This is a genomic window from Arthrobacter sp. zg-Y179 (assembly GCF_020907345.1).
In the GTDB taxonomy this organism is placed as follows: domain Bacteria; phylum Actinomycetota; class Actinomycetes; order Actinomycetales; family Micrococcaceae; genus Arthrobacter_B; species Arthrobacter_B jinronghuae.
Genome location: NZ_JAJJOB010000008.1, coordinates 117,061 through 131,610 on the forward strand (window position 1 = coordinate 117,061; position 14,550 = coordinate 131,610).

The 14,550-nt window shown below is 64.4% G+C and carries 10 protein-coding genes; 5 read left to right on the forward strand and 5 right to left on the reverse strand.

Annotated elements, in window-relative coordinates:
• The first annotated feature begins 48 nt into the window (after positions 1 to 48).
• The 5 genes from LOC56_RS09190 (at position 49) to LOC56_RS09210 (ending at position 5,855) form a co-directional block, all read left to right on the forward strand.
• Positions 49 to 1,362, forward strand: a complete 1,314-nt coding sequence (locus LOC56_RS09190; RefSeq protein WP_229951972.1) for an ABC transporter substrate-binding protein — start codon at positions 49 to 51, stop codon at positions 1,360 to 1,362.
• Positions 1,363 to 1,418: 56 nt separating this feature from the next.
• On the forward strand, positions 1,419 to 2,420 hold the full coding sequence (locus tag LOC56_RS09195; protein WP_442860092.1) for a carbohydrate ABC transporter permease: 1,002 nt from the start codon (positions 1,419 to 1,421) through the stop codon (positions 2,418 to 2,420).
• Positions 2,421 to 2,455: 35 nt separating this feature from the next.
• Positions 2,456 to 3,322 carry a carbohydrate ABC transporter permease gene (locus LOC56_RS09200; RefSeq protein ID WP_229952250.1) on the forward strand — a complete coding sequence of 289 codons (867 nt, stop codon included), beginning with the start codon at positions 2,456 to 2,458 and terminating at the stop codon, positions 3,320 to 3,322.
• On the forward strand, positions 3,322 to 4,776 hold the full coding sequence (locus LOC56_RS09205) for a GH1 family beta-glucosidase (protein ID WP_229951974.1): 1,455 nt from the start codon (positions 3,322 to 3,324) through the stop codon (positions 4,774 to 4,776). Before LOC56_RS09200 ends, LOC56_RS09205 begins: the two co-directional genes overlap by 1 nt.
• A gap of 104 nt (positions 4,777 to 4,880) precedes the next feature.
• Entirely contained in the window at positions 4,881 to 5,855 is a 975-nt protein-coding gene (locus LOC56_RS09210; RefSeq protein ID WP_229952251.1) for a LacI family DNA-binding transcriptional regulator, read from the forward strand.
• 7 nt (positions 5,856 to 5,862) lie between these two features.
• On the opposite strand, the gene ligA is transcribed toward LOC56_RS09210, so the two are convergent.
• The 5 genes from ligA to polA form a co-directional block, all read right to left on the reverse strand.
• The gene (ligA, locus tag LOC56_RS09215; protein WP_229951975.1) at positions 5,863 to 7,917 is read right to left on the reverse strand and encodes an NAD-dependent DNA ligase LigA; all 2,055 of its coding nucleotides are present in this window, start codon (positions 7,915 to 7,917) and stop codon (positions 5,863 to 5,865) included.
• A gap of 8 nt (positions 7,918 to 7,925) precedes the next feature.
• A complete protein-coding gene (locus LOC56_RS09220) occupies positions 7,926 to 8,246 on the reverse strand; it encodes a hypothetical protein (RefSeq protein ID WP_229951976.1) in 321 nt (106 codons plus the stop codon).
• Positions 8,247 to 8,584: 338 nt separating this feature from the next.
• Positions 8,585 to 10,057, reverse strand: coding sequence for a 30S ribosomal protein S1 (rpsA, locus tag LOC56_RS09225; RefSeq protein WP_227921792.1), 1,473 nt, complete (start codon positions 10,055 to 10,057; stop codon positions 8,585 to 8,587).
• A gap of 277 nt (positions 10,058 to 10,334) precedes the next feature.
• Entirely contained in the window at positions 10,335 to 11,666 is a 1,332-nt protein-coding gene (locus LOC56_RS09230) for a GNAT family N-acetyltransferase (protein ID WP_229951977.1), read from the reverse strand.
• Positions 11,667 to 11,712: 46 nt separating this feature from the next.
• Positions 11,713 to 14,544: a DNA polymerase I gene (gene polA, locus LOC56_RS09235; RefSeq protein ID WP_442860093.1), complete on the reverse strand. Its 2,832-nt coding sequence runs from the start codon at positions 14,542 to 14,544 to the stop codon at positions 11,713 to 11,715.
• Positions 14,545 to 14,550 lie beyond the last annotated feature (6 nt).

Consider the following 14,550-nt stretch of genomic DNA (forward strand, 5'->3'; position numbering starts at 1 on the left):
TACCACCCGGGATCATCAACTGCTTTACCCACACACAAAGGAGTGACCGTGAAGAATTTCCGACATCCCGCGGCGGCGATTGCAGGTGCTGCCGTAGTGGCCCTGCTGGCCGTAGGCTGCGGCGGCGGCGAGAGCGAAGCTGCCAGTGAAGACAATCCCCTGAAGCTGACCGTCACCACCTTCGGAACCTTCGGCTACGACGATCTGTATGCCGAATACGAAGAAGCCAACCCCGGCATCGACATCCAGGCCAACAACATCGACCGCGGCGCCAATGCGCAGACGGACCTCTTCACCAAGCTCGCGGCCGGTTCCGGCGTCAGCGACGTGGTGGCCCTCGAAGAAGGCTGGCTGGGTGCGGTCATGGACGTCTCGGACCAGTTCGTGGACCTGAACGAGTACGGCGCGGAAGATATCAAGGACAACTGGGTGGACTGGAAGTACAAGCAGGGCACCGACGCCGACGGCCGGGTCATCGGCTACGGCACCGACATCGGACCGCAGGGCCTGTGCTACAACGGCAAGCTGTTCGAGGAAGCCGGCCTGCCGAGCGACCGCGAAGCCGTAGCGGAACTCTTCGGCGGCGACGACGCAACCTGGGACACCTACTTCGAACTCGGCAACCAGTACCACGAGAAGACCGGCAAGGCCTGGTACGACCAGTCCGGATTCGTCTGGAACTCCATGGTGAACCAGATGAAGGAGGGCTACTACACTGCCGACGGTGACTTGAACATCGAAGGCAATGACGCCATGAAGGAACAGTTCATGCAGCTTGCTGCCGGAACCCAGGCAGGGCTCTCCGCCAACGAAACCAAGTGGGACTGGGGAACCGGCAAGGCGTTCACCGACGGCTCCTTTGCCACCTTCGTGTGCCCGGGCTGGATGCTGGGCACCATCCAGGAACAGCTCGAATCCGCCGGCGGCGGCGCGGACTCGGGCTGGGACTTCGCAGATGTCTTCCCCGGCGGTGCCTCGAACTGGGGCGGCGCGTTCCTGGCAGTCCCCGAAACCTCCGAGCACAAGGAGGAAGCGGCGAAACTCGCGGCCTGGCTCACCGCCCCCGAGCAGCAGGTGAAGCAGTCGGCGGCAGCCAACAACTTCCCCAGCACCATTGAGGCGCAGGAACAGCTGGCGAAGGACGCGACTCCCAATCCGATGTTCAACGACGCCCCCACCGGAGCCATCCTGGCATCCCGGGCCGAAGGCGTAGTTGCCCAGTTCAAGGGCCCGGACGATTCTGTAATCCAGGAAAAGGTCTTCGGTGTGGCACTGACCCAGCTTGATGCGGGCAAGGTCGACGGCGAAGGCGCCTGGAATGAAGCAGTTCAACTCCTGAACGAGCTGGTAGTCAAGGACTAGTACCCAGCGGGGCCTCCGGGGATCCGGAGGCCCCCTGATGGACTGTGAGAATCGATATGACCGTAACCATGAAACGGCCAGCGCCAGCCGCGCCGCCGGAGAAAATCAAACCCACGTTCAGGCAGCGGCTCAACATCTGGGACGTCAAAGCCTCTCCCTACCTGTACATTTCACCGTTTTTCGTGCTCTTCGCACTGGTGGGCCTGTTTCCCCTGGTCTACACGTTCTACGTTTCGCTGTACGACTGGCATCTCCTGAAGGGTCAGGGCGAATTTGTCGGACTGGGGAACTTCGCCGAGGTCCTCGCCGACCGTTTCTTCTGGAACTCGCTTTTCAACACGATGAGCATTTTCCTGCTGTCGGCGATTCCGCAGCTGGCGGGCGCCCTGGTGATAGCCGCAGTCCTGGACCAGAACATCCGGGGCAAGACGTTTTGGCGCATGAGCGTGCTCATCCCCTACGTGGTCACGCCGGTTGCCGTAGCCCTGATTTTCACCTACATGTTCAATGAGCAGCATGGCCTCATCAACAGCGTCCTGAGCAACTTCGGCATAGATCCGATCATGTGGCGGACCGAAACCTTTCCCAGCCATGTGGCGGTGGCATCCATGGTCAACTGGCGGTGGACAGGCTACAACGCGCTGATCCTCCTGGCCGCCATGCAGGCAGTGCCGCGCGATATTTACGAATCCGCCGCTATTGACGGAGCCGGTGCCATCCGGCGTTTCTTCAGCATTACCCTGCCGAGCATCCGGCCCACCATGATCTTCGTGGTCATCACCTCCACAATCGGAGGACTGCAGATCTTCACCGAGCCGCGCCTCTTCGATCCCACGTATGCCGGCGGCCCGGAGCGCGAGTTCCAGACCACCGTTCTTTACCTGTGGGAGATGGCCTTCCAGCGGCAGGATTTCGGAGCTGCATCGGCCATTGCCTGGCTGCTGTTCCTCATCATCATTCTTTTCGGAGTCCTGAATCTGGCCTTGTCCAGGCGGATAGCGTCATCCGACGGCAAACGGCAGCGCCGCCGGCCGGCAGTGAAAGGGAAGACAAAGTGAGTATCGTCGAACAAAAGACCGCGCCACGGACCCAAATGCGGGCCCCGCGCCGCCGCCCGCCGCTGCGGCACCGGATCCTGGGCAACGGCCTCCGCCCCGGCTATCTGACGTACGGCCTGCTGCTCGCTTTCTTCATCGGTTCTGCCTACCCGCTGTGGTGGTCCGCAGTGGTGGGCAGCCGGTCCAATGAAGCGCTGAGCCTTACCTGGCCTCCGTTGCTGCCCGGCGGGAATTTCTGGACGAACGTTGCCGAGGTATTCGACACCATTCCGTTCTGGACGGCGTTGTGGAACAGCATCCTGATCTCGACCATCATCACTGTTTCCGTGGTGATGTTCTCCACCCTGGCGGGGTACGCCTTCGCGAAGCTGCGTTTCCGCGGGAACAACGGGTTGATGGTCGCAGTAGTGGCGACCATGGCCATTCCGACCCAGCTCGGAATCATTCCCCTGTTTATGGTGATGCGGCAATACGGCTGGACCGGTGATATCGGCGCCGTCATCATCCCGACGCTCGTGACGGCCTTCGGCGTGTTCTTTATGCGCCAGTACCTGGTGGACGTCATTCCGGACGAACTGATCGAATCCGCGCGGATGGACGGCGCCAACATGATCAAGACGTTCTGGCATGTGGCCCTGCCCGCGGCGAGGCCGGCAATGGCCATCCTCAGCCTGTTTACGTTTATGTCTGCGTGGACGGACTTCCTGTGGCCGATGCTGGTACTCGACGCCGGCAACCCCACCCTCCAGACCGCGCTAAGCCAGCTGCAATCCAACCGATACACCGACTACGCGGTGGTCCTTACCGGTGCCGTGCTGGCAACCATTCCCCTGCTCATCCTTTTCGCGGTGGCAGGAAAACAACTTATATCCGGAATCATGCAGGGAGCAGTGAAGGGTTAATGACGAACAACGCCACGGAGCGAAGGAATTTCCCAGCGGGCTTTATCTGGGGATCCGCCACAGCGGCGGCCCAGGTCGAAGGAGCCGCATGGGAGGACGGCAAGGAAGACTCCGTGTGGGACACGTTCGCCCGGACCCCCGGAAACGTGAAGAATCTCGACACCCCGGCAGTCGCAGTGGACCATTACCACCGCATGCCTGCCGACGTCGCCCTGATGAAGGACCTTGGACTGGACTCCTACCGCTTCTCCACCAGCTGGGCACGGGTGCGGCCGGGAGACCGCGGCACCAGCACTGCGGGGCTGGACTTCTACTCCCGCCTGGTGGATGAACTCCTGGGCGCCGGGATCCTGCCCTGGCTCACCCTGTACCACTGGGATCTGCCGCAGGCCCTGGAAGAGAAGGGCGGCTGGGCAAACCGGGACACCGCGTACCGCTTTGTTGAGTACGCCAATGATGTCTACTCCGCCCTTGGGGACCGGGTGCAGCACTGGACCACCTTCAACGAACCGTTCTGCTCGTCCCTGCTGGGCTACGGGTCCGGGGTGCACGCTCCGGGCCGGCAGGAACCCCGCGCGGCCATCGCAGCGGTCCACCATCAGCACCTCGCCCACGGCATGGCTGTCAACGAACTCCGTTCCCGCGGCGCCCAGCAGCTCGGCATTACGCTGAACCTCAGCAACTCCATCCCGCGGGATGCCTCCGATCCCGTGGACCTGGAAGCGGCACGGCTCTTTGACTCCCTGCAGAACCGCATCTTCCTCGACCCCGTCCTTCGGGGCGCCTATCCGGAGGATTCGCTGAAGGACCTGGAGCCGTTTGGCTTGGCCGAGGCCATCCGTCCGGGCGACCTGGAGATCATCGGGACCCCGATCGATTTCCTGGGAGTGAACCACTACCACGATGACCAGATCAGCGGACACCCGGACACCAGCGGAGCCGACGGCCATTCCGGCGGCTCCGGGCGTCCCGTGGCCTCCCCCTGGATCGGCGCCGAACACATCACCTTCCCCAGCCGCGGCCTGCCCCGCACCGCCATGGACTGGGAGGTCAACCCCGACGGGCTCCGCCGGCTCCTGGTCCGCCTCGGTGAGGAGTACCCGGCGCTGCCGCCGCTGTACATCACCGAAAACGGGGCTGCCTACGACGACGTCGTGAGTGACGACGGAAGCGTGCCGGATGCCGAACGCACCGGCTTCATCATGGACCACATCGACGCTGTCCGCCGTGCAATTGACGCAGGGGCAGACGTCCGCGGCTACTTCGTGTGGTCCTTGATGGACAACTTCGAGTGGTCCTGGGGCTACAGCAAGCGTTTCGGCATTGTCCGGGTGGATTACGACACCCAGGAACGCACGGTCAAGGACAGCGGCCTTGCCTACAGCCGGCTGATCGCAGCCAGCCGGGGCGAGGATTCCGGCACCCGTGGGACGTCTGCCGCCTCGATGGTGTGACGTCCCGTAAACTGGGCACCGATCGGGCGTCTCGGCCCTCAGTCGCGTAGGAGAAAACAGTGAGTGCTGAATCCGGCCAGGCGCACCCCGCCCCGACCCTGGAAATGGTGGCCGCCCTGGCCGGCGTTTCCAGGGCCACGGTGTCCCGGGTGGTCAACGGTTCGCCTTCCGTTGACCCGAGCATGGCCGACTCGGTGGAAAAGGCCGTGCGGGCGCTGAACTATGTACCCAACCGCGCGGCCCGGACCTTGGCCAGCCGGCGGACGTATACGGTGACGCTGCTTGTTCCGGAGTCCACGTCCAAGGTCTTTGCGGATCCCTTCTTCGCCAGCGTGGTGGAAGGAATTGCCCGCTACCTGAACACCACCGAATACATGCTCAACATGGTGACCTCCTCGGAATCCAACCCGGAGAAAACCCGCCGCTACCTGATGGGCGGAAACGTGGACGGCGTGCTGGTGGTTTCACACCACACGGGCGACCATTCCTGGGAGCGGTTGAACGGTCAGCTGCCGGTCGTTTTCGCCGGGCGTCCGCTGGTGGACGCCGGTCAGAGCTACTTCGTGGAAGTGGACAATGAGGAAGGTGCTGCGGCTGCCACGGCCAGGCTCACCGGCGCCGGACGGCGGAGCATTGCCACGATCGCCGGGCCGCAGGACATGCTTGCAGGTGTGGACCGGCTCGCCGGGTGGCGGGCTGAAGTGCGCCGTGCAGGCCTGGGTGACGCCCTGGTGGAGACCGGGGACTTTACCGTAGCCTCCGGGGCGGCCGCCATGCGCCGCCTGCTGGACCGCGGCAGGAGAATCGATGCAGTCTTCGCCGCAAACGACCAGATGGCGTCGGGTGCGTATTCGGTGCTGCAGGAACGGGGGCTGCGCATCCCGGAGGATATCGCCGTGGTGGGGTTCGACGACGACTACTACGCCACCAGCCTTAGTCCTGCCCTGACGACCATCCACCACCCGATCACCGCCCTCGGGGCAAAGATGGCGGAGGTGCTGGTGGACCTGATAGAAGGCCGGCCCACCGAACGGGTGAACCGCCTGCCGACGTCGCTGGTGGTGCGGGACTCGGCCTAGGCGGAGGTTACCCGTCGTCGTCCTCGAGCATCTGCGCGAACTCGTCCGGTGTCACGATCCTGATGCCCAGCTCCTGCGCACGGCGGAACTTGCTGCTTCCCGGCTCGGCACACACCAGGAGGGACGTGGTTTTCGAGACCGAGCCGGCTGCGCGGCCTCCATTGGCTTCGATCAGTTCCTGGGCACCGGCCCGGGTCAGGGAGCCCAGCGCGCTGCCCTTCAGGGAGCCGGTGATGACCACATTCATAGCCTGCCCCTCAGAGGTGGTGAGCCTGGCCGTGGCGGCCTTCACCGGCGCGGCCACCGGGGTGCCCATATTCACCCCGGCTGCGGCCAGACGGTCAATGACCGGCCCGTTGTCCTTCAGCGCTGCATGGATAACTTCCGCCTTGGCCTTGCCGATGCCTTCGACACCCGCGAGCTCTCCCACCGAGGCGCACCGGAGGTTCTCCATCGTCCCGAATCGGGCGGCCAGCCGGCGGCCGAAGGTCCGTCCGGTGTAGCGCATGGCCAGGGCGGTGATAACCCGGTTCAGCGGCCGGGACTTGGCCTGCTCAATTTCGGCCATGATTTTTCTGGCCTTCCTGACCCCGAGCACCCGGTCCGCACCCGATTCAGCCGTGCGCAGTCTCAGGTTGGCTAGCTGGTCCTCGGTCAGGTGGAAGATGTCCGAGACATCCCGGACCAGATCCGCTTCGGCAAGGGCGTCCCCGGTGGAGCCGCCGACGCCGTCGATATCCAACCCGGCGTCGCGGGAGACTGCGTAGGAAATCCGCCCGGAAACAGAGCATTCGGGATTGGTGCACCGCCACAACCCGGTGGACTTATCGAATTCCCGGCCGCATTTGGGACAGCCGGCCGGCGGTTCCCACGGGAGGGAAGACGGGTCCCGCAGGTCCGCCCGCGGCAGGTGGACCTGCGGAATAACGTCATTGGCCTTGTACGCCATGACGGTGTCCCCGACGCGGATATCTTTCTTCAGCAGGTCCTGGACGTTGTGCAGGGAGGCGTATCCGATCGTGGAACCGTCCACGTCTACGGGCGTGAACCGGGCACGGATGGACAGCCGCCCGGTCTTACCGATCTCGAGCTCTATGTCTTCAATAACGGTAGGCACCTGCACCGGCGGGTACTTGTAGGCCACCGCCCACTTCGGGGCATGTGCTCCCTCCCCCATGGCTTTCCGCTCTGCGGCAGCGGGCACCTTCAGGACGGCGCCGTCGATGGGAAAACCCAGGTCCGAACGCACCGCACCCAGGGCGGCGACCGCTGCCATCGGGTCATCCGCAGCCAGGACGACCTGCGGCAGCAGGGAAAGCGCCGTCGTGAAGCCCCGGGCTGAAAGCTCCTGCATCGCGTCCAGGTGGTCGGCGTCCCCGCCGAGGGTGTATGCCGCGAAGGAGAACAGGCCGGCGTAAGTGCTGCCGTCCTTGTTCAGCATTCCGGCTACTCCGTTGCGGGCGTTTCTAAAAGAGGCCTGGCCTGCCGCGGCGCGGATCGCGTTGGCCTGTCCCAGGTTTGCCTCGCTCAGGTACAGCTCGCCGCGGACTTCGAAGTCGCCTGTTCCGGCGGCTTCGGGCAACCCCTCGACGCCGCGGACCTTGGCGGTGACGTCTTCACCCGTGTAGCCGTCACCACGCGTGGCAGCGGAAAAGAGGCGCCCGTCCGCATAGCGGACGATAATGGCCATGCCGTCGATTTTCGGTTCAACCACTGCATCGGGATGCGCGGCTGCGAACTCGATGACCTTCTCCTCGCCGGGCTTTTCCAAGGATCCGGCCGGCGAGGCATGCTCGACGTTCCCGCCTTCGGCTCCCCCATGGCCGACAGCCGAGTGAAGCCCGTGGGAGGGGGAGATGCCGCTGGCCGATTCGTAGGCCAGGATCGCTGCCAGCAGACTGTCGAACCGCTCGTCCGGCATCTCCTCGATGTCGGTCTGCTCGTAGGCCCTCGCCGCGGACAGGGCCTGCGCCACCAGGTGGTCGTAATTATCTGCGGTGATGACCGGACCTGCCTGCGGCAACTCCGGAGACCCGCCCGGATCCCGCTGCTGTTCGGACATATTGCTCATCATTCCGAATCCGGCCTGGGGAATGCCGCCTCCGGACCCAGCCACAACAGGAACACCATGTACCAGATGAGCAGGACCACACCGAACCACCACAGCGCCGCCGACGGATACTTCAACCGGCGGAGCACGGCATAGCCGCCCCAGGCAAGGCCCAGGGCGACGAACGGTCCCGGGCACAGAAGCAGGCCCATAACTTCTTGTCTGGCTCGTTCCCCGGGTTCAAAGGAAGAGCTCGGAGCCATACCGACACCGAGGAAGATGACGAACGCCACGAAACCGGTGTAGGCACCAACGAAGGCAGTGAGCACCGAGGCGGTCATCAGGGCAGCGAACTCAGCACCGGACCGTGTCCTTACCGGGCGGCCGTAGGGGGTTTGCGGGAAAAACTGCTGCGGATAAGGCTGATGCGGATGCTGCTGCGGGTATGGATACGACTGCTGCTGCGGCACAAACGGCCCCTGCTCCGGCCGATCCCCTTGTTCCGCCATGAGCTCCCCCAGATCGACATCGAAAAACTGTTCTCCGGGCTACCCTAGCGGCCGCCCTCCGATCCGCACACAGACACGCCCGCACACGCAAAAGCGGGCCCCCACCGAAGTGGAGGCCCGCTTTAGTCAGTTACGCGGTCCGGCTTACCGAACAGCGGAACCAGTGGGAATTAGTTTCCCGTGAGCTTCTCGCGCAGTGCAGCCAGGGCTTCGTCGGAAGCCAGCGTGCCGGCACCCGTCTCGGCAACGGCCGGCTCGGAGGAGTAGCTGGTGGTGCCGGAATCGGTGGATTCCGAAGCAGCAGCGATGTCCTCGGAGTTGTGCTGGGCGACCTGCTTCTTGTGGGCTTCCCAACGTGCCTGGGCGTCAGCGTACTGCTGCTCCCAAGCGGCGCGCTGGGTCTCGTAGCCTTCGAGCCATTCGTTCGACTCGGGGTCGAAGCCCTCCGGGTACTTGTAGTTGCCGGCTTCGTCGTACTCTGCGGCCATGCCGTACAGAGCCGGATCGAACTCGGTGCCCTCGGGATCGACGCCCTCATTGGCCTGCTTGAGGGACAGCGAGATGCGGCGACGCTCGAGATCGATGTCGATGACCTTGACGAACAGTTCGTCACCAACGGAGACAACCTGCTCGGCGAGCTCCACGTGGCGGACAGCCAGTTCGGAGATGTGGACCAGGCCTTCGATGCCGTCTTCGACGCGAACGAACGCACCGAACGGAACCAGCTTGGTGACCTTACCCGGAACAACCTGGCCGAGGGCGTGGGTGCGGGCGAAGGTCTGCCACGGATCTTCCTGCGTAGCCTTCAGCGACAGGGAGACACGCTCGCGGTCAAGGTCAACTTCCAGAACCTCAACGGTGACTTCCTGGCCAACTTCGACAACCTCGGAGGGGTGGTCGATGTGCTTCCAGGACAGCTCGGAAACGTGAACGAGGCCGTCTACGCCGCCAAGGTCCACGAATGCACCGAAGTTGACGATGGAGGAAACAACGCCCGGACGAACCTGGCCCTTTTCCAGCTTGTTGAGGAACGTGGAACGAACCTCGGACTGGGTCTGCTCGAGCCAGGCACGGCGGGACAGAACAACGTTGTTGCGGTTCTTGTCCAGCTCGATGATCTTGGCTTCGATCTGCTGACCGATGTACGGAGCCAGGTCGCGGACGCGACGCATCTCCACGAGGGATGCCGGCAGGAAGCCGCGCAGCCCGATGTCGAGGATAAGACCACCCTTGACAACCTCGATGACGGTACCGGTAACGACGCCGTCTTCTTCCTTGACCTTCTCGATGTCACCCCAGGCGCGCTCGTACTGAGCACGCTTCTTGGAGAGGATCAGACGGCCTTCTTTGTCTTCCTTGGTGAGCACCAGGGCTTCGACCTGATCGCCGACGGAGACAACGTCTCCGGGATCAACGTCGTGCTTGATGGAAAGCTCGCGGGAAGGGATGACACCCTCGGTCTTGTAACCGATGTCGAGCAGGACCTCGTCGCGGTCAACCTTGACAACGGTACCTTCGACGAGATCGCCGTCGTTGAAGTACTTGATCGTTGCGTCAATCGCGGCGAGGAAGTCCTCGGCAGTACCGATGTCGTTGATGGCGACCTGCGGGGTACCGGACTTCTCGTTGGTGGTGATGGTCATGTAGTTGGGACTCCGATGTGGAAGTTGTTTTGTATTCCGGACTGGTTTCCACTAACCGGCGGTAGGGCCGGGTGGCCCCCGCAGGCAAGATACTTGCCCAAGTGAATGCCAAAGGCACGAAAGTGCCGAGGACGAACAGCTTGTTTGCCCGGAGATGGACAGGATTGGTTATAACTTGCGCTATTACGCGCCCGATCAGTCTAGCCGGACCCGCCAACGCAGGTCAAAGGGAACTGCTGTGCCGACGTCGAAAAATACCCGCCTGCCACTCAGGTGATTAGAACTGCGTGCTGCAGTAAGGCGCCGGCCCGGCCGAAAACAGCTCGTCCAGTACGCCCAGGGCAGCTTCCCCGGCCTGCACCGACCCGGCTGCCGCCAGGGTCCGCGCGCTCACGGCCCCTAAGTAGAGGGAACCGAGAGCAGCCGCGGTGAGCTGCACCCGCGGCGTGTCCGCGTGTTCCCCGGCTGCGGCCGGACGTGCGGTTCCGACGCCGCCGCGTACATCGAGCAGGAAAGTTCCCGCCGCCAGCGCCATTGGATCTTCGACGTCGAGCACTACGGTGCCGTCGCCAAAGTATCCTCTGGCAGCAAGTGCTGCCGCGGGATCCAGGATCCGGAGCCACAGGACGTCCTCGACATGCTTTACCTGGTAGCGCCGCCGGTCAGTCAGCATCCAGGGCAGCGGATCCTCCACCGGGGCCTCGGAGAAGGTCAGCCGGTCCACCAGGTCGATGGATCCGAGGTAGCGCCAGAGTTCGCGGTAGGCTTCGTCGCTGGCCGCCGCCAGGTCGATGATCTTCACTGTGTGCGGCTCGTTTTGCCAGCCCAGCGACTTGTAGGCCGCATAGCCGTCCGGGACCCCGTCTGCGTTGTATCGGAGAACACCGCGCACGGCCGTGTCCGGTTCAGTGTTTTCCCCGCTCCACTTTCCGGCAGCACGCATGGCGTACGCATACTGCCGGCCCAGGGCGCCGAAGGTGCGGTCCAGGTGGGCCCGGAAGATTTCCGGCACGAGCCCCCGAAGCTTGTCGGCGTCGGCAATCGCGATACTGCCGCGCGGCGGGGCCGTGAACTCGACGCCGCCGCGGGTGTCCAGTTCGACGCCGGCGGTGGAGGTGGCGGCGCCGAACCCGAAGCGTCCGTAAATGGTTGCCTCTGACGCCGTGAGGGCGGCCAGCGCCAGGCCTGACTCCTTCGCCCGGGTGAGGTCCGCGGTAATCATCCGCCGCAGGATGCCCCGGCGCCGGTGCGTGGGCCGGACGGTGACCGCAGTGACCAGGTGCGTGGGCAGCAGTTCGCTGCCGCCTACGTTCAGGTCATTGACCATGGTCCCGTAGGTGGCCACGGGCACTGCCGGGTTCCAGGCGTACTCCGGCATGTTGTCGTCGTACACCGCGGTCAGGACGCGGCCGTCCCGCAGGTAACCGTCCACCTGGGCAGCCAGCCGCTCCTCTTTGGTGCGGTCCTCGTGGAAGCCCAGGTTAACGGCGTCGAACCACCTGGCCGTCCGCTCGTCCGCCTTGGCCGGGTCCGCGGCGTCGTACCCGGCCGGGAAGGAAGCAAACCGCAGCCCGTCCGTGGTGCTGCCCGTGCTGTGGTCCGTTTCCATGGTTCCCCCTGTGGCTATGCTGCGGGTCCCTCCCGCTTAGTGCCTCTTAATGCCCGGCCTCGTGCCAGCTGATGCCCTCGCCGACGGAGACATCCAGCGGAACGGACAGGTCCGCCGCGGAGCCCATCTGCGCCCGCACCAGCTTCTCCACTGCGTCCCGCTCCCCGGCGGCGACTTCGAGGACCAGTTCATCATGGACCTGCAGCAGCATCCGGGATTTCAGCCCCTGCGCCTTCAGCTCACTGTCCACGCCGAGCATGGCCTTCTTGATGATGTCCGCCGCGGATCCCTGGATGGGGGCATTGAGTGCTGCCCGTTCGGCCATTTCGCGCAGCTGCCGGTTGTCGCTGGACAGGTCCGGCAGGTAGCGGCGGCGGCCCTCGATGGTGGAGGTGAAGCCGTCCTTGCGGGCCTGCTCGACGACGCCGCGAAGGTAATCGCGCACGGCACCGAACCGCTCGAAGTAGTCACGGATGAGGGTCCGGGCCTCGTCCACCGGGATGGCCAGCTGCTTGGACAGGCCGAAGGAGCTGAGGCCGTAGACCAGGCCGTAGGACATGGCCTTGACCTTGGAGCGCATGGCGCTGGTGACCTCTTCGGGGGCCACGTTGAACACGTGCGACCCGACGAAGCGGTGCAGGTCCTCGCCCGCCTGGAAGGCGGAGATCAGGCCTTCGTCACCGGAGAGGTGGGCCATGATCCGCATTTCAATCTGCGAGTAGTCCGCGGTGAGCAGCGAATCGTAGCCTTCGCCGACCACGAAGACCTCACGGATACGGCGGCCCTCTTCGGAGCGGATCGGGATGTTCTGCAGGTTCGGGTTCACCGAGGACAGCCGCCCGGTGGCGGCCACCGTCTGGGCGTAGGTGGTGTGGATGCGGCCGTCGTCGGCAACGGACTTCCGCAGGCCCTCGACGGTCGAGCGCAGCTTGGACGCGTCGCGGAAGGCGAGCAGCTGCTCCAGGAACGGATGTCCGGTCTTCACGATCAGGTCCGTCAGCGCATCGGCGTCGGTGGAGTACCCCGTCTTGATCTTCTTGGTTTTCGGCAGGCCGAGTTCGTCAAAGAGGACGGCCTGCAGCTGCTTCGGGGACCCGAGGTTGATCTCCTTGCCGATGATCCGGAAGGCCTCCTCGCTTGCGCGGGTGATGGTGGCGCTGAAATCGTCCAGCAGCCGGTCCAGCTTCTCGGAGGACACCGCAATTCCGGCTAGCTCCATTTCCGCGAGGACCTCGGACAGCGGCAGTTCCAGCCCGCCGAGCAGCTGGTTGGCGCCGCGCTCCACGAGCTGGCCGGCAAAGTGCTCGCTCAGCCGCAGGGCGGCAAACGCCTTGGACACGGCGGGCGTTGCCGCGTCTTCGTCCCCGAGGGACAGTTCCAGCTGGTTGCTGGCGGCCGCCGCGGGAACAATGTTCATCTTCAGGTGGTACTGGGCCAGGTCCGCCAGCTCGTAGCTGCGGCGGTCGGGCTGGATCAGGTACCCCGAGATTGCGGTGTCATCGACCTCGCCGGCCAGGTGCAGGCCGCGGGCCGCCAGTGCCTTGTAGGCTTCCTTGAAATCGTGCACCACCTTGGGTGCATCCCGATCCGCCAGCCAGGCCGCCAGCACCTGCTCGGCGGCCGCGTCGAGCTCGGTCAGGGGTACGTAAGCCGCCGATGCGTCCGTCACCAGGGCGATGCCGACGACGTCGCGCGCTCCGGCAGCACCCTCCGTCACCAGCTGCACGGCGGTGCGGGCCTGGTTGGCGGAACGGAACCAGCCGTCCAGTTCCCCGGCGTCGGTGATGATGCCGTGTTCAGGGGCGGCCACTTCGGCATGCGCGGCGGCCTCGCCCTCGTCTTCGCCGTAGACGTCGAAGAGCCGCTTGCGCAGCGCGTTGAACTGCAGGGCGTCGAAGAGTTCCTCAATGGCTTCGCGGTCCGGCCGCTGGGCGGCCATGGCGTCCAGATCCACCGGCAGGTCCAGGTCCCGCAGCAGCCGGTTCAGGCGCCGGTTCCGCTTAACGTCCTCGATGTTCTCGCGCAGGGAGTCGCCTACCTTGCCCTTGATGGAGTCGAGGTTCTCGAGGATGCCATCGAGCCCGCCGTAAAGCTTGATCCACTTCGCAGCGGTCTTGGGTCCCACGCCCGGAACGCCGGGCAGGTTGTCCGCGCTCTCGCCCACCAGGGCGGCCAGGTCGGAGTACTTGTCCGGCGGGACCAGGTATTTGGCTTCCACAGCTGCGGCGTCCATGCGCGGCAGGTCGGAAACACCCTTCTTGGGGTAGAACACCGTGACGTGGTCATCCACCAGCTGGAAGGCATCCCGGTCCCCCGAGACCACCATAACGTCCCAGTTGAGGGCGGACGCCTTCTCCGCCAGGGTCGCAAGGATGTCATCCGCTTCATAGCCGTCCATGGACAGCGTGGGAATGCGCATGGCTTCCATGACCTTGATGATCAGGTCGATCTGACCGTGGAACTCCTCGGGCGTCTTGTTCCGGCCGCCTTTGTACTCGGTGTATTCCTCTGACCGGAAAGTGGGGGTGTCCAGATCGAAGGCCACGGCCACGTGAGTGGGCTTCTCCTCCTTGATCAGGTTGATCAGCATGGAGGTGAAACCGTAGACGGCGTTGGTGTGCTGGCCGGTGTCGGTGGAGAAGTTCTCGGCCGGGAGCGCGTAGAAGGCCCGGAACGCCATGGAGTGCCCGTCAATCACCAGCAGCCGGTTGTGTCCCCCGGCATTTACGGTTCCGAGGGAAGCGGGCGCTGTACCCGGGGTGCCCGGGTTTTCGACGCCAGCAGTGCTGTCCGCGGTGCTGCTGTCTGCGCCGTCTTCCGTGTCGCTCGTAATGTTGCCGCTAAGGGGGGTCGTGGCCAGTTTGGTAGATTCACTCACAAATGC